This window comes from Bradyrhizobium erythrophlei (assembly GCF_900129425.1).
Classification (GTDB): domain Bacteria; phylum Pseudomonadota; class Alphaproteobacteria; order Rhizobiales; family Xanthobacteraceae; genus Bradyrhizobium; species Bradyrhizobium erythrophlei_C.
Map to the genome: position 1 here is coordinate 5616683 of NZ_LT670817.1, position 21785 is coordinate 5638467.

The following is a 21785-nucleotide window of genomic DNA, read 5'->3' on the forward strand; positions in this document are numbered from 1 at the left end:
GGCTTGAAACCAATCGAGATTGCGCCCATGCGCCGTTTGATGCTGCTGCGTCACGCCAAGACCGAGAGCCACGCGCCGTCAGGCCGCGATCAGGACCGCCGACTCGACGACCGCGGCCGAAGCGACGCCGCCGAGATCGGCGGCTGGATCGGCCGCCACCCGCCTTTTCCCGATTCCGTGCTGGTTTCGCACGCGATCCGGGCGCGCCAGACCTGGGAAATCGCTTGGGAGGCGATGAAAGACCGGGTCCCGCGGCCACAGGTCGAGCTTCTGCCGGAACTCTATGGCGCCGACCCTTCCCATCTGCTGCAAACCATACGCGAGGCATCTGCCGCCGATCCGCGGCGGCTGATGCTGGTCGGGCATAATCCCGGAATGCACGAACTGGCGCTCGCGCTTGCCGGCAGCGGCGACGCCGCCGGACGCAAGAGGCTCGCCGACAATTTGCCGACATCGGGTCTTGCCGTATTCGACTTTGAGATCGGCGACTGGGCCGACGTGGCATTCCGTCGCGGGCGGCTGGTGCTGTTTGTCAGCCCCAAGCTGTTGAAGCAAACGTCAGGCGACTGAGGCAGACCTCGATCTATGCTAAGGTGATCACGGAACCGGAGGCGCAGATGTTCAAATCCATTCTCGTCCCGCTCGATCTCTCCGATACCGATCTGGCGAAACCGGCGATTGCGACCGCGGCGACGCTGTCGCAGACCTGGGGCGGCACGGTGCGCCTTCTCAACGTGTTGCAGATGACGCCGGTGATGCTGGCGGAATATGTGCCGGCCGATTTCGACACCCAGCAGCGCCAGAGTTCCGAGGAGGCGCTCGCCATCGTGGCGCAGGAATCCGGCATCGAGGCGTCGCGTATTTCCAGCGTGGTGCGGCAGGGCGGCATCTATCACGAGATTCTCGAAGAAGCTGCGGCGATCAAGGCCGACCTGATCGTCATGACATCGCACCGGCCGGCGATGCGGACCTATTTTCTCGGCTCGAACGCCGGCCATGTGGTGCGCTACGCCAAATGCTCGGTGCTGGTGGTGCGGCATTGACGGATTGAACGGAGCTGATCCCGTGAAGAACTGGTGGCGGAAGTGGAGCTACGAAATCCCATTGGCCTTCGGTGACGCGCTTTGGGAAGTGTTGGTCGTGCAGTTCGCTGACTTTCTCGGCCGCTTGACGCTCCGCCGCGTCGTGGAATTTGTGGCGATCGCGATGCTGGCGATGGCGTTTGCGCAGACTTTTCCGATCGATCTGGCGATCCTGTTTGCCGGCGACGCGCTGATGTATCTCGAGATCGTGGTCATCATCCGGCTCGCGGCCGGAAGGGAAGTATTCCAGCAAATGCTGCGCATCGCGGCGCGGCTTGCCCGGTTTGTGCTGCGCGTAGCGACAGCCGCCATCAGTCAGCCGGTGTCGCGGATCAACCGGCTGCGTGAGCGGCGCAGCCCTGTGCGAAGAGCAAAACCCCGCATTTCCGATCGATCCGACGATGGCCTGGACGCCGGGGTCGCATGGGGCGTGCTCGCGGCCGCGTGAATGTGCCCCGGTAAACCGCAACTTAGCCGCACAACCCAGGACCGAGGATCAAGGCAGCAACGCCTCCGGCAAATGATCGAACGTGTAGGTCCGCGGCCTGTTGCGCCCGACGAAGCCGCCGATCTGCCACCCGAATAAAGCGGCAAATCCCACGAGGAACAACCCGCCCGCCCATTCTCCGGTGGCGAGCGCGCGAACCAAAAGACCGGATATCGCGACCGCGACCAGCGTCAGGAAGGCGATCGCGGCGGCATAGACCCGCGGCCCCAGGCCGCCGACCAGTGCCGCGTTGCTTCCGGCTTGTTGCATGCGCGCATGCAATTGCATGATGAAGGCGCGATAGTCCTGGTCCTGCGGCGCCATCAGGGCCGCGGTCTGCCAGCTCGTGGAAAGAACGGCGAGACGCCCGCCATCGGCATTTTCGATGTCGGCACGAAACCGGCGCGACTGCATCGACACCGGGCGATACGACAGACGGATCGCCGCGATATCCGCGTAGGGCCAAGCCCCGGATTTGCCGCCGATGCGCCACGAGAGGCCTCCGTCGGTCAATTCGAACTGATGCGCAGAGCCGATCAGCGACGCCTTGTAGGCGTAACGGACGCCCGGGCCAGCGGCATTCGGCAAATCGATCGTCACAGGCAATGGAGTGATCTCACTGGACCAAACTTGGGGGTTCGGCAATCCGCAGCCGCCCTATCGCGGCATACATGCCCACAAAAAAGCAACGGTTGCGAGCGCGCCCAAGGCGGTGCGCACGCCGTGGAGTGCGCCCCATTTGACGACGAGCGCGCGCGTTCGGGGCCCTGCTCTGTCGGGCTCTGTCGCCAGCAGCGCATCGTTGGTCGGTTTGATACCGATCAGCGTCCACGGCCACGGCGCGATCATCGCAACGGCACCGATCAGAAATCCGGGATGTGAGGTCCGCCACCACGCGATCAATCCAACGAGGCAGCCCAGCAGCGCGAGCGGTGCTTGCATCGCGGCCCCGCGCTTGTAGGAAGGCTTCCATTCGGTAAGCAGCGCGCGATCGTCCAGCAACAGCCGCGCGGGTTGCTCTGCGACATTGACGTAAAGCGCCGCGCCGGTGAAGATCGCCGCGGCGATCAATGCAAGATGTCCGAAAGCCATGGCCCGGGCCTCTTTTGAAAAACGTCGATTGAATTCGCCGTGTCGGCTTGCGCGCGCCGCCGGCTTCATCTTACAACCGGGCCATGGCCGAAACGACCTATTTTCCGCGCCGCCTGATCCTCGCCGGCGCGATGATTTCTGGAGTGCTGCTGGCACTCGCCGTGCACATGCTCGGCGTAAGCTTCGGGCTCGACCTCGGCGGCCTGTGGCGATCCGATAGCCGCGACTTCATGCCCGCGGGCGCGGCCGTGGCGTGGTGGCTGATCGCGATGGTGGGCTTCTCCGGCGGCTACTTCACCGCGACGCTGATGCATAGCGCGGTCTCGGGACAGATTCCGCAGCGGATGCGCCAGTTCCTGATCGCGGTCGGCGTGCTCGTGCTGGTCGGCGCGGGGCAAGCGGCGTCGGCGCCGAGCCCGATCCCGACGATATCGGGCGTGCTCGCGGGTCTCGCGGCGCTGGGCCTCGGCGCCGTGATGGCGTTCTGCGGCGCGCACTTTGCGCTGCGCAGGGCTTGAGCCCGCCCCGCTAGGGCCGGGCGGTGCCGCCCTCTGGCGTTGAAGCGCCGCGCCAGATCGCCGCGCCGGCGGCGAGCAGCAGGCAGGCGGAGATCACCAGCGACGCATGCGCGCCGGCCATGAAGGCGCCGGGCTGGCCGGCCAGTGAGCCGAACAGCGCGACACCCAGCACGCTGCCGGTCTGGCGGGTCGCGTTGAGCACACCGGCGGCGATGCCGGAGCGCGCCTTCTCGACGCTTCCCAGCAGCGTTGAGGTGAGCGGCGGCACCAAGAGGCCGAGACCGCCACCGATGATCGCGAGCTGCGCCCCGATGGCCCAGTAGCTGGTGCCGGGCTCGATTCCGAGCAGCGCCAGACACCCGAACGCTGACAGTGCCGCGCCGAGCGCGATCGTCGCCGGCGCGCCGATTCGTTCGGCCACACGCGCGGCGACGAGGTTGACCGGCAGTACCGCGCCCATCATCGGGAGAAACGCAAGGCCGGTCGCGAACGGCGACAGGCCGTTGATGTGCTGGAAATACAGGCTGAAGACGAAGATCAATCCGTAGAAGGCAACATTGACGAGAAGACCGACCAGCGACGTCAGGGCGAACAACCGATGCCCGAACAGCGACAACGGCAGCATCGGCTGCGGAGCGCGCCGCTCCCGCAACACGAACAGCATCGCCAGCACCGCGGAGGCAGCAAAGGCCGCAATTACGAACGGATGGCGCCAGCCGAGCGTGCCGCCTTCGATGATCGCACCGGCGAGACAGCCGAGAGCCGCGATCGCCGCGACCTGGCCCGGCAAGTCGATTTCCCGCTGCGGTGACCGCGTGGTCTCGCTGGCATAGCGCCAGCTCAGCCACAGGCCGGCGAGACCGATCGGCAGGTTGACGAGAAAGATCGAGCGCCAGCCGACCAGCGCGATGAGGGCGCCGCCAAGCAGCGGCCCGGAGATCAGCGCGAAGCTGGCGCCCGCCGCCCAGATTCCCACCGCGCGGCCACGCTGCTTCTCGTCGGGATAAGCGTGGCTGAGCAAGGCCAGCGAGTTGGGAACCAGGATCGCCGCGCCAAGCCCCTGCATGCTTCTTGCCGCGATCAGGATGGCCGCATTGGATGCCAGCGCACAGGCGACCGATGCCGCGGTGAAAATGGCGAAACCGGCCATGAAAACCTGCTTCGCACCGATGCGATCGCCCAGCGCGCCCGCCGTGAGAATGAAAGCGGCAAACGCGATCGTATAGGCGCTGACAACCCATTGCAGCTCCGCGACCCCGCCACCCAGCGAGGTGCCGATGGCATTGAGAGCGGTATTGACGATGGTGACGTCGAGCTGCACCACGCCGTAGCCGAGGCTCATGGCTGCAAGCGTCAGCGACGTCGGGAGATTCGAACCGGCCGACTTCTCTGGATGAAAATTCGGCCCGGCCGCCGGAACAGTTTGGAACTTCAGGGAAGTATTGCGCATGGGTCACCTCAATTCGAGGAACCAACGCCGGAAAAAATGTTTCTGTTCAGGCTGAACGCTTCGGCCGCGGTCGAACTATCGTTGTCAGCCTTCGCCGCGAAGGGCGCAGGCCCGCCCGGCGTCAGGCGCCCGGCGGAATGGCGCGTTTCGGCAACTGAACATTCCATGCGAGGCCGAGCAGAACCAGCAACCGCAGCAACAGATAGGTCAGATCGATTTCCCACCGGTGCCGCTGGTTCGAGGCGGAGTTCGGATCGGCGTGGTGGTTGTTGTGCCACCCTTCTCCACTGGTAATGATCGCCACCCATGCGTTGTTGCGGCTGTTGTCGTTGGTCTCGTAATTGCGGTAGCCGAACAGATGCGGAAAGGAATTTCCGCACCAGGTGACATGCCAGACCAGGACGGTTCTGATAATGACGCCCCAGAGCCATACGCTGGCGCCGAACTGCAGCGCCTCGCTGATGGTCCCTCCCAGCGATATCCTGATCAAAACGCCGGCGGCAAAATAGACCAGCGATTGAGCAAGGGTGATCCACACCACCGCGCGCTCGATCCAGCGATAGAATTTGTCGCGAACGATATCGCGCGCATAGCGGTCATACGCCACCGCGCGGTTATTAACGTCGGAATTCTCGATAAACAGCCAGCCGATATACGACCAGAACAAACTGACCAGCGGGCTGTGCGGGTCGGCCCGGTCGTCGGCGTGGTGATGGTGCAGGCGATGGGTGGCCACCCACCGGGCAGGCGTATCCTGGACACAGCAGACCGCGATCATTGCGAAGGTGTGCTCGAGCCAAAGCGGACAGCTGAAACTGCGGTGGCTGAGCAGCCGGTGATAACACAGGTTGATGCCGGCAGCGCCGAACACATAGACCCCGGTGATCGCCAGCGCGACGCCGGTCCAGCTAAAGAACCAGCGTTGAAACGCCAATAATGCGAGCACGTGATAGCTTCCGACCGCGAACGCGTAGCGCCAATTGATCCGTCTGTGACTTGCAGCGATCGGACGAGCGAGGGATTGCGTTTGATAGGTTACCACATCCGCGTCGCCGCGGCCAACTTCCTCCATCAACCTTCCCAACACTCAATGAGTGAGCCTTGTACACGGTGTTCGTCCTATCCCACATTAATTTTGCGTATGACGGGCGAAGACAACATTAATTGTTGGGATGTGCGACGCGGCGGTCGCCGACGCAAAACGTCGCGCGGGCTCGCCGCGCGACGTTTTGCCTCAATCCTGCTTCGCAAACAGAATCAGCTTGCGGCGCGAAGGTTGATCTTGCTCTCCGCCAGCGCGTTCAGCTTCTTGTCGGTTGCTTTTTCCTCGTCGAGGGTTTTCTGCAGCAGGGCGGCACAATCGTTGCGGCCAAGCTGCTTGGCCCACGCGATCAGGCTGCCATAGCGCACGATCTCGTAATGTTCGGCGGCCTGGGCGGCGTTGATCAAAGCCGCATCCAGCACCGATTTGTCCGCGACCTCACCGGCGGTCTGGTTGGCTTCCTTGATGATGCCGTCGATTGCCGGGCAATCGACCGCTTTCACTTCGGCGCCATGCATCTGGAACACCTGCTCAAGGCGCTGCACGTGGGTTTTGGTTTCATCGAGGTGGGTCAGAAAGCCTTGTTTGAGCTGCTTGTCGGTCGCCTTTTCGGCCATTTTCGGAAGTGCCTTCACGAGCTGCTGCTCGGCATAATAAATGTCCTGCAGCTGGTGCACGAACAGGTCGTCCATGGTTTTAATGTCTTTGGTAAATAGTCCCATCGCTTCGTCCTTTTGTTTTGGGGAACACAGCTGCGCGGCCCGCTCGTCGCGGCACGCCGATAATGTTCGATTGCTGGTACACCCGGCTAACGGGGAGAGTCCGTGGTTGTTCCTGTCGGCGCGAAACGTCATGATGGAACAGTGGAACATCACGCGCAGGAACGCCTGCGCCAGCGGAAATCAAGACTCGAATCTCCCCGATTCCGGCCTATGTACAATGCATGGCAGCCACCTCCCGAACGCCGAGGCTGGCGTTGTCAAGGACTGCACAGCGAGACGTTTTTGCCTTAAGGGTCTTCGCATATGGAGCGATTAGCCGCCGCCCGCCGAGCATCGGCTCGAAAAGGCCTTCAACTTGTTGCCGCCCCGCCGGGAGGACGAATGTATCGACTGCTGACCACGCTGGGGCGTGGCTTCAAGGAACGGATCGGCTGGAAAAGGCTCGGGATCGCCGCGAGCATCCTCATCATCGCCTTCGCGATCACGACGCTGGTCCGCACCCTCAAGGGCGTCGATACCGGCGTGATCCTGACTGCGCTGACGGACTTGCCGCCTGGCCACATCGCGCTCGCCGCGCTGTGCGTGGTCGGGGCATTCTGCACGCTGACCTTCTATGATTTTTTCGCGCTGCGGACGCTTGGCAAGAAACAGGTGCCCTACCGCATCGCGGCGCTGTCGAGTTTCACCAGCTACACCATCGGACACAATATCGGCGCCACCGTGTTCACCGGCGGCGCGATCCGCTTCCGGATCTATTCGGACTACGGACTGACCGCCATCGACGTCGCCAAGATCTGCTTTCTCTCCGGACTCACCTTCTGGCTCGGCAATCTGGTCGTGCTCGGGTTCGCCATGGCCTGGCACCCCTGGGCCGCGTCCGCGATGGACCTTTTGCCGCCGGCGATGAACCGGCTGATCGCGGTCGGCTGCCTCGCCGGCATCGCGGCCTATTTCAGCTGGCTCGCGATGGGCAAGGATCGCCGCGAGCTCGGGCAGAACGGCTGGAAAGTGGTGCTGCCCTCGGCGCGGCTGACGCTGCTGCAGGTCCTGATCGGCGTGGTCGATCTCGGCTTTTGCGCGATGGCGATGTATCTGCTGATGCCGGCGCAGCCGGGCATCGACTTTATTTCGCTGGCGGTGGTGTTCATCCTGGCGACACTGCTCGGCTTCGCCAGTCATGCCCCGGGCAGCCTCGGTGTGTTCGACGCCGCCATGCTGGTCGCGCTGCCCGAATTCGGCAGGGAGCAATTACTGGCCACGCTGGTGGTGTTTCGGATCCTGTATTTCATGATCCCCTTTGGCATCGCGGTTTCTATCATGGGCGGCCGCGAGCTCTGGCTCAGCGTCATGCGGCCATGGCAGGAACGCCGCAGGCTGAACGAGGCCCCGGCCCCGCCTCCTGCTCCCGCCGCGGTCCCGCAGCCGGTGAAGCGCCGGGCGCGCGGGTGAGAGCCGCGTCCGCCGGACTGCTTCTGGTTTTCGGACCGGCTCTCTTATTTCCGCCCCACCAGTAACGTCAAACGCGCCATGGTCCGAATCCACCTCCGATTGATCATCGTATCTGCCCTGCTGGCGGCGCTGCCGGGACAATGGGCGGCGGCGCAAAACGCTCCCCTGGCGACACAGGGCGTGCCGGCGGCAGCGCAGGACACGCCTGCGACGCAAAGCGCGCCTGACGCCCCGATGCAGATTTCATGGGAAGTCCGCAACCGCTTCCGGCTGTTTCGCGAAGAACGCGATTTCCTGCTCCATACCGAGAGCGCGCGAGGCCGCAGCATTCTGGAGTCAGAGCAGGCGCTGGAGCTGCAGAGCGATGGCCGCGGCTGGGCCCGCAATGCGGTGAACCGGCTCTGCATCGATCTGTCGGGTCGCATCAGCGAGCCCTGCACCCGCGACAACGTCAAGGAGAGCTACCTGACGCCGGTGGATCATCCGATCACCGTTCGCCTGACCGGCCAGGTTCCCGTCGGCGCCACCTGTGCCTGGTCGTTCGACGACGGCGATGGTCCGCAGCAATCCACCTTCGATTGCGCCGAGCCGATCAACTTGCGGGCCCGCTACGGCCGCCCCACCGTCGCCACCGTGGACGTCTCCTCCGGACCCGAGGCGCCACAGCGTGTCTCTACCGAGATCATGGTGCGTGATATTTTCATCGCCGGTCTCGGCGACAGCATCGCTTCCGGCGAAGGCAATCCGGACCGGGCGGTCGCGCTGGCGGACGAGGGGTTTTGCTTCCGCTCCTATCTAGGGACAGCGGGTGCGCAATACTACCGTCCGAGCCGCGCAGGTTATAAGGGCGGACGGGCCTGCGAGGCTCCCGACTCGCTGCAGGTATGGCAGCGCCAGAGCGCGCTTTGGTTCAATTCCCCCTGTCACCGCTCGCTGTACAGCTACCAGACCCGCACCGCGCTGGCGCTCGCCGTGCAATATCCGCACATCGCGGTGACCTATCTGCCGCTCGCATGCACCGGCGCCACCATCCCCGACGGGCTGTTCGGCACGCAGCGCGCACGGGAATGCCCGCCGACGAAATCCGCCACCTGTCAGGGTACGGTCAACGCGCAATTGGCCGAATTGCGGCTGGCGGTCGCCGCCGCGAAGAAACGTCAACCCGACCGTAATCTCGATCTGATCCTGCTGTCGATCGGCGCCAATGACATCAACTTTTCCGGGCTGGTCGCGGATGTGATCGTCGACACGCCGACCGAGCGTGTGCTGTTCAAGCGTACCGGCGTGATGGGATCGGTGGACGATTCGCGCGCCGCGCTGGCGCACGACCTGCCGCAAAGTTTTGCCAAGTTGAGAGAGGCGCTGAAGCCGCTGGTCGGCGGCGATCTGTCGCGCGTGGTGTACGTGTCCTATGCCAACCCGACCCTGGCCGCCGGCGCCCCCTGCCCCGGCGGGCGCGCAGGCTTCGATATACATCCCTCGTTCAACGCGCAGCCGCAGCGGCTCGCCGCCGTTTCCGATTATGTGCAGAGCGAATTCCTGCCGGCGCTGAAGGCCCTCGCGCTGTGCCAATCGGGCGTGCTGTGCCGCGATCCCGCCGCCGATCGCATGACCTTCGTCGACGCCCATCAGGCTGTTTTCGCCGATCACGGATTCTGCGCGCGCGCCGCGACCGATCCGGAATTCGACCGGGAGTGTTTTTCAGCCAAGGGCGAAAGCTTCAATCCCGACATCGTCACCGCGGCCAGCCAGCCGATGCTCTGTGGCCGCAGCGCCGGAGAATATCGCGCCTATCTTCCGCGCGCGCGCTGGATCCGCGACGCCAACGACAGTTACTTTGCAGCGATGACCTATCCGCAGGCGTTGCCGGCTTCCAGTCAGCCCACCGATATCCACGACGCCACCTGGGGGGTGCTTTCGGCCGTGTATGGCGGCGCGGTGCACCCCACCGCCGAAGGCCACGCCGCGATGGCGGACGCCGCATTGCCGGCCGTGGCTTCGGTGCTTCAGCTCGACGTCGCCGTACCTGAGGTAACGGCCGAGCCCGTGGCGCCGGCGGGAACGCCGCAGCAATAGCTCCGCAATAGGTCCGCTCGCCTTCCGGCGCGCATGAGCTGCTTTCCAAGCGGCGTCAACCGGGCATAGACTTCCCGGCGCGCGGTCCCATGGCCGCAGTGCAACAACAAAAAGCAAAATCGCAAAGGGAGAAACAAATGACAAAACGACTTCCGCTTTCGGGGCGGGTCGGCCGCGCCTTGCTTGCCACCGCCGCCATCTGTCTTGGCGCGCCCGCTTCTGCGCAATCGGGCGACCCCATCAAGATCGGCGTGATCGCCGAGGTGCAGTCGATCGCCGGCGCCGCGACCCCCGGCGGCGCGCAGATCGCCGCCGATGAGATCAACGCCAAGGGCGGCGTGCTCGGCCGCAAGATCGAGATCGTCACCTACGACAACAAGAGTTCGTCGGCGGATTCGGTACGCGCTTTCCAGCGCGCCGTCAGCGACGACAAGGTCAGCGCTGTCATCGCCAGCTACATCAGCGAAGTCGTGCTGGCGCTGGAGCCGTGGGCGGCGCGGCTGAAGATGCCGCTGATCACGCCCGGCGCGGCCTCCAACGAGATCACCAAGGCGATCCATAACGACTACGACAAGAACAAATACACCTTTCACGGCTATCTGACGTCGGCCGCACAGGCGCAGCTGGTTTGCGACGCCGCGAAAGACCTTCTGGTCAACGCCCTCAAATTCAAGACGGTCGCGATCATGAGCGAGGACGCGGCCTGGACCCAGCCGCTGGACGTCGGCTTCGAGGACTGCTTCCCGAAGGCCGGGCTCAAGGTCGTCGAGCACATCCGCTTTTCGCCCGACACCACCGATTTCACGCCGATCTTCAACAACATCGAGGCCAAGAAGCCGGATGCGATCGTGACCGGCATTTCGCATGTCGGCGTGCAGCCGACGGTGCAATGGAAGAACCAGCAGGTGCCGATCCCGATGTTCGGCATCAGCGCGCAGGCGCTGAGCCCGACGTTCTGGAACGACACCAACGGCGCGGCCGACGGCATCCCCTCGCTCGCGGTGGCGACGCCTGACGTAGCCGTGACACCAAAGACAAAACCGTTCGCGCAGGCCTTCAAGGCGAAATTCGGAACGCCGCCGGCCTACACCGGCTACACCGCCTATGACGAGGTCTACATCATCGCCGAGGCGATCCAGCGCGCGGGCGGCACCGACCCCGACAAGATGGTCACTGAGCTCGAGAAGACCAACTTCGAAGGCACGATCGGCCACATCCAGTTCTATGGCAGGAACGATGAATTCACCCACGGCATCAAGTCCGGCCCCGGCGCGGTGACGGGCCTCGTGTTCCAGTGGCAGAACGGCAAGCAGGTCGTGGTCTGGCCACCCGCGATCGCCGAGGGCAAATTGAAATTTCCGGATTTCGTGAAACTGTCGCAGTAGGCTCGTCGCAGACAGTGGGGAAAACCGTCATCGGACCGCGCCAAGCGCGGCCCGATGACGAAGCAGCGCCGCAAGCTGTGGTCAACTGTCCAGGAGTTCCACGGGCCGCATCTTGACCGGACCACTGGTCTCTAAGGTGCATCGTGCCATACTCGATTTGCGGCGCGTATGTGATCTCGCGTCGCTCTCCCGAACTGCACCCCGTCGAGGGCCGACGGGGCTTTTTTCGTGTGTCCGGGTAGGCCAACGTCCGCTTTGCTTCGCATAACGGACTCAGGCCGAACATCGCGCCACGTCCGAAAACCTGCACAGCAACCGAAGTCGCCGCTTCATTCGATTACCTCGTCGGCGCGGCCGAGCAGCGAGAGTGGGACGGTGAGACCGAGCGCCTTTGCGGTCTTGAGGTTTATAATCAGCTCGACCTTCGTAGATTGCACGACAGGCAGGTCGGCCGGCTTCTCGCCCTCGAGAACCTTCCCGGCGTAGATGCCGACCAGACGATAATATTCCGTTTCATCGCTTCCGTAGCCGATTACACCGCCGGCCGCGACAAACGGGCGATACTGGTAGATTGCCGGCACCGCATGGTGAAGCGATAGCATGGCAAGCCGCTCGATCCGGGTGTTGAAGAATGTATCAGGGCTGATCACGAGCGCGTCTGCTCGCAGTTGGTTCATGGTTGCAAAGACTGGATCGAAATCGCGATCGGTGCTGGCATTTAGGACATGGAGCTGCAGTCCTAGGGCGCGCGCCGCCGGCTGCAAGGCTCGCAAAAAGCCCTCAGCAATACTAGGACTGGTGGGATTGACCAGCAGAGCAATGATGGTCGCTGTGGGTATCAATTCGCGCAGCAGCTCCAACCGCTTCGGCCCCACCTTTACGTTCAAGTTCGTTATGCCGGTCAGGTTACCGCCGGGCCGGTTGAGGCTGGCGACAAGCCCAGTCTTGACCGGGTCGACCGATACCGCGAAGACGATCGGAATAGTCGCAGTCGCCGCCTTTGCCGCCAGTGCCGCAGGAGTACCGCCGCCCGCCGCAAGCACAGCCACCCCGCGGTGAACCAGTTCGGCCGCCAATGCCGGCAATCGATCATACTGGCCTTCCGCCCAGCGATATTCGATCGCCACGTTCTGGCCCTCGACATATCCTGTATCCTTCAGTCCCTGGCGGAACGCGTGCAGACGGATCGCATATCCGTCAGGCGATGCGCTGCTAAGAAACCCGATCACCGGCATCGGCGGTTGTTGCGCGTGGGCTGCGAGCGGCCACGCCAGAGCCACACCACCGAGCAACGTGATGCATTCCCGCCGTCTCATGGGCCGTTCCCCCGGGGCGAGAACGACACCCTACCACATCATTACATTGAGAGTAGCCGTGTTGTGCATCACAGCAAGAAGTCGTCACTGTACCACGGGGTTGGCCCCGGTCGCGAATGACCAATGGCGACGCCGGCTGAACATTTTGATAAGTGACCTCGTCCGGTTGAATGTGAACCAGAACAACAAATACTGACACACATTTCAGGATACCAAGGCTCGCTCAAGGAGATTGCATGAGCCCCACGGATTGGAGATTTTGGAGCGCGCTTTTTGCCGCCATGATATTCCTGAGTTATTCAGCCGCCGCTGACTGTGATACGCCGCAAGACCCCGGGGCTGCGATCATTGACTGTACCCAGAGCATCAATTCGGGGAAATGGAAAGGACGCTATCTGGCGGCTTACTACAGCAATCGAGCTGCCGCTTATCACGAACAGGGCGACCTGGACCACGCCATCGCCGACTTAAATGAGGCGATCCAGCCCGACCCCAAATTGGCCATGGCCTTCAACAATCGAGGTGCCGCTTATAACGAACAAGGCGACAACGACCGCGCTATCGCCGACTACAATGAGGCGATCCGCATCGATCCAAAATTCGCCATGGCCTTCAGCAATCGAGGTAACGCCTACAGCGACAAGGGCGACAATGACCGCGCCATCGCCGACTACAATCAGACGATCCGCCTCGATCCCAAATCCGCTATGGCCTTCGACAATCGAGGGAGCGCCTACCACGACAAGGGCGATAACGACCGCGCCATCGCCGATTACAATGAGGCGATCCGCCTCGATCCCAAATCCGCCATGGCCTTCGACAATCGAGGGAGCGCCTGCCACGACAAGGGCGACAACGACCGCGCCATCGCCGATTACAACGAGGCGATCCGGCTCGATCCCAAACACGCCATGGCCTTCCTCGGTCGAGGTATCGCCTTCAGCTACAAGGGCGACAACGACCGTGCCATCGCCGACTTCAATGAGGCGATCCGGCTCGATCCCAAATCCGCCATGGCCTTCGACAATCGAGGTAGCGCCTACCACGACAAGGGCGATAACGACCGCGCCATCGCCGATTACAATGAGGCGATCCGGCTCGATCCCGAACGCGCCAAGGCCTTCAACCATCGAGGTTACGCCTACAGCGACAAAGGCGACAACGACCGCGCCATCGCCGACTACAATGAGGCGATCCGGCTCAATCCGAATTCCTCCCTGGTCTACTTTGCTCGCGGGCGTTCCTATCTCTTTGCCGGCTCGGTCGAAAAGGCGCTGGCCGATGTCAACCAGGCAAGTGCGCATGCACCGGAAAATGCCTATCTGGCGCTGTGGGTCGATATCGTCAGTCGGCGGAACAATCTCCCGGGCCGTCTGGCGCAAACCAGTTCCCGGATCGACATGACCGTCTGGCCGGCGCCTGTCATCAGATTGTTCATGGACCAGATGACGCCTGCTGCTGTCCTTGCTGCCGCAGACGATCCGGACGCCACCAAGAAGAAGGGCCAGGTTTGCGAGGCGAATTTTTACAGTGGGGAGCTTTCGTTGACGAAGGGGTTGAAAGATGAAGCAACTCGCCTTTTCCGTCTGGCGGCAAGCGATTGCCCGCACAGTTTCAACGAGTGGGATGCCGCCAATGCTGAACTGAAGGCGCTCGGCGTCGTCCCATGAGCAAGTTTCGCTCGGCCTCCAAACTCGCGCCAACGTCCAGTTTTTTTGTTCGTCACGGATAACTCTCGACGTCTGACTTCCGAAAATGGCCCATAGCGTCGTTTTCGCCGCGTTGCGGAATTTGGTCCGCTATACCAAGCGCGCTGTCACCGTCGTAGCTACCGGCATCGTTGGTGCAATGCGGCGTAACAATCGAGGCGCGCTATGGAACAAGTGATCCGGATAACAGTTGCCCAGCGAGGAATCCGGAGTTGACCTATGGATTTAGACGCCCCGGAAGTTCGAGTTTCCCGGTGGTGTAATTTGAACCGTAGTTTTTCCCGAAATCATTGAGAGCCCCACAGATCAGGGAAGAATACGCCATGCGTGTCTTGATCCTCGCATTGTCAGTCCTGGGCATTCTCGGCATTCTCGTCAGTGCGGATGCTGCCAAAGCGGGTCCGAGCACGACCATCCGCAACCTGTCGGCATCCGTCGATCCGGAGGCCTTTACCGACGAAGCAACTCGCCAAACCGAAGATCAGATCGGACTCGACAAGGGGAAGCGTCGCGACGTGCAGCGGCGGCTGACCGCTCTCGGGTTCGACACCAAGGCCAATGGAAAGTTCAACGAGTCGACCCGCGCCGCCATCACGCGCTGGCAGGGGGCGCGCGGCTATCCCAGGACTGGCTTCCTCAACACGCTTCAGCATAACGCGCTGCTGACAGAAAGCGTCTCAACGGCGTACGCCAGTTCCAGCAGCAGCGACCAATTCGATGACGACCATGTGGCTCGTCGTCGCGGCGGGGGTGGTGCTCACCATCATCGCAGTGGTGGGGTTCGCGGTCCAGGTGGCCTGATCGGCGGCATGATGGGCGGACTGTTCGGACGCAGGTAACCCGACAAATTGTACGGGGCGTCCAATTACGGAATTGCAGTGATAGTGCATTAATTTTGCGCGCTCGCCATGCAGTTCAATTCGTGCTTCTTCTATAGCGAGTTGAGCCCGCGCGGCCCAACTGATTTGGGCGAGCCAATTACGGTGACAGTGCACTTAATTACCCTCGGCGCGGCCCAACTGATTTGCCCGTCAGGCTGTTTTCAATTACGGTGACAGTGCACTTAATTACCCTCGCAATGCGCTTTCCGGCGCTGCCGGCTTCGGCCCTCGCTTGGCGGGTTTGAGCGCGCGCCCGGTCGCGCGCTCGATGCCGGCGAGAAAGCGATCGTTGCCGAGCGGCCGTCCGATGCTCTCGGCGGCGCGCAGGCGCTCGAACAGATCCGCTTCCGGCTCACTGGCCAAGAGATCGGCGAAGCGGGGGAAGCGATCCCGGACCGGCCGCAGCGCGGTGACGCCGTCGGCCTTGCCGCGCAAATGGGCTGATGTGCTCGACCAGCGCCAATCCTGCGCCCGCGCCACCAGCCGCGCCCGCACCGGATTGAGCGAGACGTAGCGCAGCGCCGCGGCGAGATGCTCCTCGTCCATGGCGACGGCGCCGAACCGGCCCTGCCAGAAATGACCGCTGCGTTTGCGGCGCGCCTGGATCACGCCCGCATAGCGGCGATGCACCCGCGCCAGCGCGGAGCGCAGCCCGTCGGGATCGGACGGCACCAGGATCAGGTGCACGTGGTTCGGCATCAGGCACCAGGCCCACACCTCGACCCCGGCGGCGCGGCAGTTTTCGGCCAGCAGATCGCGATAAAGCGCATAGTCGTCCTCGCCGAAGAAGGTCCGCGCGCGGCCATTGCCACGCTGGGTGACATGGTGCGGATGACCGCGGATGACGACACGGGCGAGGCGACCCATACCGCATCATGCCCACGAAGGCGCGGCGGGTCAATTAAGTGCACTGTCACCGTAATTTATCCGTAATTTATCTTGGATGGCTATTCGTTAGGCCCTCACCTTCATACGATTAAACGAACCCAGAATCGTTTATTTATCCGAGCGATCTGACCGACGACGAATGGAGACTGGTCGAACCGCTGATCCCGCCGGGCAAGACTGGCGGTGGCAAGCGCACGGTGATCATGCGGGAGGTGGTGAACGGCCTCATGTACATTCTCTCGACCGGCTGTCAGTGGCGCGCGATCCCGAAGGACCTGCCGCCGAAAAGCTCGGTCCACGACTACTTCGACCTGTGGACCTATGACGGCACATTGGAACGAATCCACGATGCGCTCTATCAGCAGTGTCGAGAACAAGCCCAGCGGAAAGCCAGTCCGACTGCCGCCATCATCGATAGCCAGAGCGTGAAAAGCGCGGAAAAAGGGGGGCGTTCATTGATCCGCACGGCTACGATGCGGGCAAGAAGATCAAGGGCAAGAAGCGGCACATTCTTGTCGACACAGTAGGTTTCCTGCTCCACGCCGTCGTTCATCCGGCCGACATCCAGGATCGCGATGGCGGCGCTCTCGTCATGACGACATTGTTCGGGATGTTTCCGTTTTTGAAGAAGCTGTTCGTCGATAGCGGATATAAAGGACCGAAATTTGCCAATGCGCTTGCGAAACTTCGACCGCATATCGAGATCGAAATCGTCAAACGTTCCGATCAGGTCAGCAGCTTCGTGGTGTTGCCCAAACGCTGGATCGTCGAGCGCACCATTGCGTGGCTCAACCGCTGCCGCCGCCTGGCCAAGGATTGGGAGTGCCTCAACCGAAAGGCGTTGGCGTTCTTGCGACTCGCCTCAATCCGCTTCATGCTCAGAAAACTCTGCAATCCGGCCTGAAGTCTCCGGACAGACACTCAGCAGTTCGATGCGAGCAAGCTCATTCGCGTCGTCGTGAAGCATGCATTACCGACCAACCCGCAAGCTGTTGTCGAGCAGGTGGAGATTCTTCGCCGACCCGGCCAACAGATCGCCATCGAGCTGCATCTGTCACCGGCAACGGTCAGCCGCATCCTGCGGCGGCTCGGAATTACGGTGGGAATTACGGTGACAGTGCACTTAATCTGAGAACTCGCGCGTCAAGTTGGAGCCAATTAAGTGCACTGTCACCGTAATTGGGGTGGTGCTCACCATCACCGCAGTGGTGGGGTTCGCGGTCCAGGTGGCCTGATCGGCGGCATGATGGGCGGACTGTTCGGACGGCGGTAACCCGACAAATTGTACGGGGCGTCCAATTACGGAATTGCAGTGACGGTGCATTTGATTTTGCCCGCTCGCCATCCAGTTCAATCCGTGCTTCTTCGATAGCGAGCCCCACGCACGTCTCGACTGATTTGCCCGTCAGGCTGTTTTGCAACCGTGGTGTCAATCCGTGCCTGAAAAAATATTCTGTTTTTCCGAAATCCCAAATCACCCTATATTGACCCCGTCCTGCTCCGAGAGAGGGGCGTTGGCCATCGTCACGAACGTTGGGGCGGGATGCGGTGGACGCGGCAGCGTTAGGCATGCACGTGATGGCAGGGCGGGTGCATTTATGCATCTGTGAGCAATCAACGGCGTGCTGACGAACGGCGCTGATGCGGACAGTGAAGTCGTGTGGTCCTGACGCCTCGACGCCGGCGTCAAGTCTTGCGGAGGTGTGTTGAGCCCGACCGGGCGCACGCGCCATCTTCCGCAGGGCGACGGTGACAAGAAAGCCGATCACCGGGGAGAGCGCGAAATAAGCTGTTAAAACCATTGCGTGCGGGAATGCCGGGTGATTCCGGTGGCTCGCTGTGAATACTCGTGTGCATACTTGCTACCAATATGCGCACACGAGGCTGCGGGTGCATCGGGCATCCGGCATTCCCCACGCCCTCGAATCCGGGGGCGGCTATTCCTGCAAAAGCTCGGGCGCATTGGCGCCGCGGCATGGCAAAGCTGTGCCGGCAGGAAACGCAGCTATATGAGTTAAAGCCAATGCGCGCGCGAAACGCTCTCGGCGCATCACCTCAAAGGTTGCACCGGCACGTTCTTCTTTGCGGCCGCCGCCGGCTTGACCACCCCGACCGCCGGCTTGAGCGCCGCGGCCTGTGCCGGCAGATATTTCGCCACTACACCGGGATCGAGCGAGGCCACCGCCGTATCCGGCAGCCGGGACCAGATCTCGTCCTTTCCGAACAGGGAAATTCCGATGTAGCCGCGCATCGTGAGCGACTGGCCGTCAGGGCTCAGCGTCATCTTGGCATGGTAGATCTTGCCGTCACGGGGATCGAGAACGTTGCCGTCCTCATATTTCAGCCCCTCGCGCCTCATGTCCCGGATAAAGGAAATTCCGAGCACCGGCGCGTTCTTGCGGTCGTCGGTGCATTTCGAACAGATATCGATCACATTGGGATCTTCGCCGGGCAGCAGAAACGTCTTGGCGATGACGCCTTCGTAGATGCCGTCGTGATCGACCACGAGAACCCACACCACCGGTCTGCCGTCCTCGGTCTTCTGCCACAGGCCCGCGGCCGAGAGATCAGCTGCCTGTCCCGGAAGCACGGAGGCGACCGACATGACGAGGCCGGTCATGATCGGCAGAACCAGTCGAAGAGCAATCTGCATCGTCGTCACCTGACCAATCCGTCATCGCAATGGGCCGCAGAGTAACGCGTATTTCACAGAAGTGGATATCCATTTTGCGACCGGAATGCGCGCAAAGTTTGAACGTAAAGCGTTTTCTTGCGACAAAGCAGACTCCGCCTTGCCGGGAAAAATGCCCGGCCTGGCTGATCGTTCCAGCGCCGCCTCACGACATCGACTGCTTTCGGAGGCGGTCGGTCAGGTCAATTGACCCCGAGCTTCTTCTGCAGGCTCGAGGACGACGTCGTGTACTGGAACACCAGCCGCTTGTCCGGATAGACATAACGATGCGCCTTCTGCGCCATCAAGGCGCCTTCGTGGAAGCCGCACAGGATGAGCTTCAGCTTGCCGGGATAGGTGTTGATATCGCCGATGGCGAAAATGCCGGGCACGCTGGTTTCGAACGCCGAGGTCTCGACCGGCACCAGGTTGTTCTCCAGCGCAATGCCCCAGTTCGCGACCGGTCCCAGTTTCATGGTCAGGCCGAAGAACGGCAGCATGGTGTCGCACGCGACCTTCGAGATGGCATTGTCATTGCCTTTGACCGTGGCGCCGGAGAGCATGCCGCCCTCGCCTTCAAGTCCCGTGACCTGACCGATCTTCAGATCCAGCTTCCCGGAAGCCACCAGCCCGCGCATCTGTTCGACGCTGTGAGGTGCCGCGCGGAAATCGTCGCGCCGGTGCAGCAAGGTCACGCGCCTGGCGATCGGGTGCAGGTTGAGCGTCCAGTCCAGCGCCGAGTCGCCGCCTCCGACGATCAGCAGATCCTTGTCGCGGAACTGCTCCATCTTGCGCACGGAGTAAAATACCGAGGAGCCTTCATAGGCCTCGATACCGGGCACCGGCGGACGTTTCGGCTGGAACGAGCCGCCGCCGGCGGAAATCACGACCACCTTGCACTCGAATACCTGGCCGGCATCGGTCGTGACCCGAAAGCCGGGATCTCCGATCTTCTCGATCGATTCCACCATTTCGTTGAGATGGAAGGTCGGATTGAACGGCTTGATCTGCTCCATCAGCGCCTCGGTGAGGCCGTGGCCGGTGACGAACGGGATGCCTGGAATGTCGTAGATCGGCTTTTCCGGATAGAGCTCGGCGCACTGGCCGCCGATCTTGTCGAGAATATCGACAAGATGCGCCTTCATATCGAGCAGACCCAGTTCGAAAACGGCAAACAGTCCGCAGGGACCCGCGCCAATAATCAGCACATCGGTTTTGATCGCTTCGCTCATGTCAGTTGTTTTCCATTGAACCCGGCCGGCACTTTTGGCTGCGTCTGTCTAGCCAACACAGCCGGATGAGGAAAGCCATAAATATGGCGTCGGGCTCCCCGGCAACCCCTTGCCGGAGTTGGATAACTGGGCTGTAACGGCATGAAAATCCGGAGATCAGACTGTGAACGCCCCTGTACGCCCCGCGGCCACGCCGCGCCTGGAAGATTTTCCCTACCGGCTGACCGACAATGTGCGCTTTGCCGATCTCGACCCCAATCAGCACGTCAACAACGCGGTTTATGCGACCTATTTCGAAACCGGCCGCGTCACGCTGATGAAGGACCGCAGCTACGGACTGATGCCTCCGGGCCTGGCCTGGATCATGGTGCGGCTCGACATCCATTTCCGCGCCGAACTGCGCTGGCCGGGCACGATCGAGATGGGGCTCGGCGTATCCAAGTTCGGCCGAACCTCCGTCACCTTCGATCAGGTGGTGTTTTCGGAAGGAAAGTGCGTCGCGTCGGCGCAATCGGTGACGGTGCTGATCGACGAGACCATGCGCAAACCGACACCACTGACCGAGGAGATCATCGCGAATTTTCAGCGCTGGTTGCGGCGCGGGGCGGACGGCGCGTAACGGACGGGGTGCCCGAAGGTCATGCCCGACGAGAAAAGGCGTCTGATTCAGCGAAGCCGGATAAGGCTCTAAGCCTGCCGCTCCGGCGTCGCCACCACCAGTCCGTCAAGCTCGTCGCTCACCTTGATCTGGCACGACAGCCGCGAATTCGGCCGCACGTCAAATCCGAAATCCAGCATGTCCTCTTCCATCGGGGTGGGAGCGCCGACCTTCTCGCGCCAGGCCTCATCGACATAGACGTGGCAGGTCGCACAGGCACATGCGCCGCCGCATTCGGCTTCGATGCCCGGAATGGCGTTGCGGATCGCCGCTTCCATCACGGTCGCGCCGTTTTCGACGTCAATAGTGCGGGTTTCGCCGCTATGGTCGACAAAGTGTATTTTGGCCATGATTGCTCGTACTTGGAAAAGAGAGGTCCGGGCAGTCCTATAACGGGTCGATCCGCTTGGCGCCAGCGGTCGGGACGAAAACCTGCGGCCCTGTCTTGCGGGACGGGATTTATGGTCGGGGATCAGGACCGGCGCAGCATCGCATCGATGGCCGCGCGGGCCTGTGCAACGGCGTCATTGAGTTCGATCAGCGCCTGGCCCGGATCGTCGCCGTTCCGGATCGCGGCTTCCAGACAGTCGGCGGCATCGGCAACGCGAAATGCGCCGATCGCGCGCGCCGAACCTTTCAGCGTATGCGCCAGCGCGCCGGTGTCGGCGGACAAGGTGGCGAGGGCTCCGATCAGGCTGACCGACTGGGCCGAAAACATCGCCAGCACCTCGCGCTCGAGGCCGGCATCGCCCAGCGTCATGCGCTGGAGATGGTCGATATCGATCGGCCCGTCATCGGGAGCGAGCGGCGGCGATGGCATCCAGTCAATCCGTTCCAGGTAGGGTGGCACGACGGTAACCCTTCGGATCTCCCCGCCGCCGGTCCGGCAGCCGAGTTTTCGACAGCCAATCACGGAAATGGTTAACGGAACGTTTCGCGTACTCGCCGCAAGTTCGCCTTGTTTTAGGCGAAGAGTAGCCCCAATCCTCGCGCCCGGACGAGAATTTCGAGGGCCTGTAAGGCGTTACGGCGCCCTGCTGTTAACGATGATTAAGATTGTATTAATCGCAGCCATTTCATTCGTATCGCCTAGCCAATAGGATGTTTGCGGATGTAGCGGACAAGCG

The 21785-nt window shown here is 62.2% G+C and carries 22 protein-coding genes and 1 pseudogene; 12 read left to right on the forward strand and 11 right to left on the reverse strand.

Annotated features, from left to right (window positions below; translation table 11 throughout):
• The first annotated feature begins 27 nt into the window (after window positions 1-27).
• The 3 genes from B5527_RS27010 to B5527_RS27020 are packed head-to-tail and all read left to right on the forward strand — an operon-like array spanning window position 28 to window position 1530.
• Window positions 28-570 carry a SixA phosphatase family protein gene (locus tag B5527_RS27010; protein ID WP_079604247.1) on the forward strand — a complete coding sequence of 181 codons (543 nt, stop codon included), beginning with the start codon at window positions 28-30 and terminating at the stop codon, window positions 568-570.
• 47 nt (window positions 571-617) lie between these two features.
• Window positions 618-1043, forward strand: a complete 426-nt coding sequence (locus B5527_RS27015) for a universal stress protein (protein ID WP_079607534.1) — start codon at window positions 618-620, stop codon at window positions 1041-1043.
• Window positions 1044-1065: 22 nt separating this feature from the next.
• The gene (locus B5527_RS27020; RefSeq protein ID WP_079604248.1) at window positions 1066-1530 is read left to right on the forward strand and encodes a hypothetical protein; all 465 of its coding nucleotides are present in this window, start codon (window positions 1066-1068) and stop codon (window positions 1528-1530) included.
• 48 nt (window positions 1531-1578) lie between these two features.
• On the opposite strand, the gene B5527_RS27025 is transcribed toward B5527_RS27020, so the two are convergent.
• Together B5527_RS27025 and B5527_RS27030 are read right to left on the reverse strand one after the other, a co-directional pair.
• Window positions 1579-2175, reverse strand: a complete 597-nt coding sequence (locus tag B5527_RS27025; protein ID WP_245332263.1) for a hypothetical protein — start codon at window positions 2173-2175, stop codon at window positions 1579-1581.
• Window positions 2176-2226: 51 nt separating this feature from the next.
• Entirely contained in the window at window positions 2227-2661 is a 435-nt protein-coding gene (locus tag B5527_RS27030) for a DUF1772 domain-containing protein (RefSeq protein WP_079607536.1), read from the reverse strand.
• A gap of 83 nt (window positions 2662-2744) precedes the next feature.
• On the opposite strand from B5527_RS27030, the gene B5527_RS27035 reads away from it, so the two are divergent.
• Window positions 2745-3179 carry a hypothetical protein gene (locus B5527_RS27035; RefSeq protein ID WP_079604249.1) on the forward strand — a complete coding sequence of 145 codons (435 nt, stop codon included), beginning with the start codon at window positions 2745-2747 and terminating at the stop codon, window positions 3177-3179.
• Window positions 3180-3189: 10 nt separating this feature from the next.
• Here B5527_RS27035 and B5527_RS27040 read toward each other — a convergent pair whose 3' ends face one another.
• From B5527_RS27040 to B5527_RS27050, 3 genes are all read right to left on the reverse strand, one after another.
• Window positions 3190-4629 (reverse strand): MFS transporter, encoded by a 1440-nt coding sequence (locus B5527_RS27040; protein WP_079604250.1) that lies wholly within the window; start codon window positions 4627-4629, stop codon window positions 3190-3192.
• A gap of 121 nt (window positions 4630-4750) precedes the next feature.
• Complete coding sequence (locus B5527_RS27045) at window positions 4751-5701, reverse strand: acyl-CoA desaturase (RefSeq protein WP_079604251.1); 951 nt, start codon at window positions 5699-5701, stop codon at window positions 4751-4753.
• A gap of 185 nt (window positions 5702-5886) precedes the next feature.
• Window positions 5887-6393: a ferritin-like domain-containing protein gene (locus B5527_RS27050; RefSeq protein ID WP_079604252.1), complete on the reverse strand. Its 507-nt coding sequence runs from the start codon at window positions 6391-6393 to the stop codon at window positions 5887-5889.
• Between the two features lie 381 nt (window positions 6394-6774).
• Here B5527_RS27050 and B5527_RS27055 point away from each other — a divergent pair, with 381 nt between their 5' ends.
• The 3 genes from B5527_RS27055 to B5527_RS27065 all read left to right on the forward strand — a co-directional run bounded on the left by B5527_RS27055 (window position 6775) and on the right by B5527_RS27065 (window position 11303).
• Window positions 6775-7842, forward strand: coding sequence for a lysylphosphatidylglycerol synthase transmembrane domain-containing protein (locus B5527_RS27055; RefSeq protein ID WP_079604253.1), 1068 nt, complete (start codon window positions 6775-6777; stop codon window positions 7840-7842).
• Between the two features lie 234 nt (window positions 7843-8076).
• Window positions 8077-9918 carry a hypothetical protein gene (locus tag B5527_RS27060; protein ID WP_425305108.1) on the forward strand — a complete coding sequence of 614 codons (1842 nt, stop codon included), beginning with the start codon at window positions 8077-8079 and terminating at the stop codon, window positions 9916-9918.
• Between the two features lie 137 nt (window positions 9919-10055).
• Window positions 10056-11303 carry an ABC transporter substrate-binding protein gene (locus tag B5527_RS27065; protein ID WP_079604255.1) on the forward strand — a complete coding sequence of 416 codons (1248 nt, stop codon included), beginning with the start codon at window positions 10056-10058 and terminating at the stop codon, window positions 11301-11303.
• A gap of 329 nt (window positions 11304-11632) precedes the next feature.
• On the opposite strand, the gene B5527_RS27070 is transcribed toward B5527_RS27065, so the two are convergent.
• Window positions 11633-12619 carry an ABC transporter substrate-binding protein gene (locus tag B5527_RS27070; RefSeq protein ID WP_079604256.1) on the reverse strand — a complete coding sequence of 329 codons (987 nt, stop codon included), beginning with the start codon at window positions 12617-12619 and terminating at the stop codon, window positions 11633-11635.
• A gap of 236 nt (window positions 12620-12855) precedes the next feature.
• On the opposite strand from B5527_RS27070, the gene B5527_RS27075 reads away from it, so the two are divergent.
• On the forward strand, window positions 12856-14289 hold the full coding sequence (locus B5527_RS27075; RefSeq protein WP_079604257.1) for a tetratricopeptide repeat protein: 1434 nt from the start codon (window positions 12856-12858) through the stop codon (window positions 14287-14289).
• A gap of 362 nt (window positions 14290-14651) precedes the next feature.
• Complete coding sequence (locus B5527_RS27080; protein WP_079604258.1) at window positions 14652-15167, forward strand: peptidoglycan-binding domain-containing protein; 516 nt, start codon at window positions 14652-14654, stop codon at window positions 15165-15167.
• 228 nt (window positions 15168-15395) lie between these two features.
• On the opposite strand, the gene B5527_RS27085 is transcribed toward B5527_RS27080, so the two are convergent.
• Window positions 15396-16076 (reverse strand): transposase, encoded by a 681-nt coding sequence (locus tag B5527_RS27085; protein WP_079604259.1) that lies wholly within the window; start codon window positions 16074-16076, stop codon window positions 15396-15398.
• Between the two features lie 131 nt (window positions 16077-16207).
• Between B5527_RS27085 and B5527_RS27090 the strand changes: the two genes are divergently transcribed.
• Both B5527_RS27090 and B5527_RS46615 read left to right on the forward strand, forming a co-directional pair.
• Window positions 16208-17001, forward strand: a protein-coding gene (locus B5527_RS27090; protein WP_154072548.1) for an IS5 family transposase whose coding sequence is annotated in 2 segments (ribosomal slippage) — window positions 16208-16550 and window positions 16550-17001 — 795 coding nt in all. Because the reading frame shifts where the segments join, the coding sequence is not laid out codon by codon here.
• A 78-nt stretch (window positions 17002-17079) separates the two neighbouring features.
• Window positions 17080-17193: pseudogene (locus B5527_RS46615) on the forward strand (IS481 family transposase); the annotation flags it as partial.
• A gap of 954 nt (window positions 17194-18147) precedes the next feature.
• Here the strand turns inward: B5527_RS46615 and B5527_RS27095 are convergent.
• Together B5527_RS27095 and B5527_RS27100 are read right to left on the reverse strand one after the other, a co-directional pair.
• Complete coding sequence (locus B5527_RS27095; RefSeq protein WP_154072549.1) at window positions 18148-18750, reverse strand: DUF2147 domain-containing protein; 603 nt, start codon at window positions 18748-18750, stop codon at window positions 18148-18150.
• A 221-nt stretch (window positions 18751-18971) separates the two neighbouring features.
• Entirely contained in the window at window positions 18972-20000 is a 1029-nt protein-coding gene (locus tag B5527_RS27100; protein WP_079604261.1) for an NAD(P)/FAD-dependent oxidoreductase, read from the reverse strand.
• Between the two features lie 163 nt (window positions 20001-20163).
• Between B5527_RS27100 and B5527_RS27105 the strand changes: the two genes are divergently transcribed.
• Window positions 20164-20619 (forward strand): acyl-CoA thioesterase, encoded by a 456-nt coding sequence (locus tag B5527_RS27105; protein ID WP_079604262.1) that lies wholly within the window; start codon window positions 20164-20166, stop codon window positions 20617-20619.
• Between the two features lie 68 nt (window positions 20620-20687).
• Here B5527_RS27105 and B5527_RS27110 read toward each other — a convergent pair whose 3' ends face one another.
• Together B5527_RS27110 and B5527_RS27115 are read right to left on the reverse strand one after the other, a co-directional pair.
• Window positions 20688-21008, reverse strand: a complete 321-nt coding sequence (locus B5527_RS27110; protein ID WP_079604263.1) for a 2Fe-2S iron-sulfur cluster-binding protein — start codon at window positions 21006-21008, stop codon at window positions 20688-20690.
• A gap of 122 nt (window positions 21009-21130) precedes the next feature.
• A complete protein-coding gene (locus B5527_RS27115; RefSeq protein ID WP_079604264.1) occupies window positions 21131-21478 on the reverse strand; it encodes an Hpt domain-containing protein in 348 nt (115 codons plus the stop codon).
• Window positions 21479-21785: the final 307 nt, after the last annotated feature.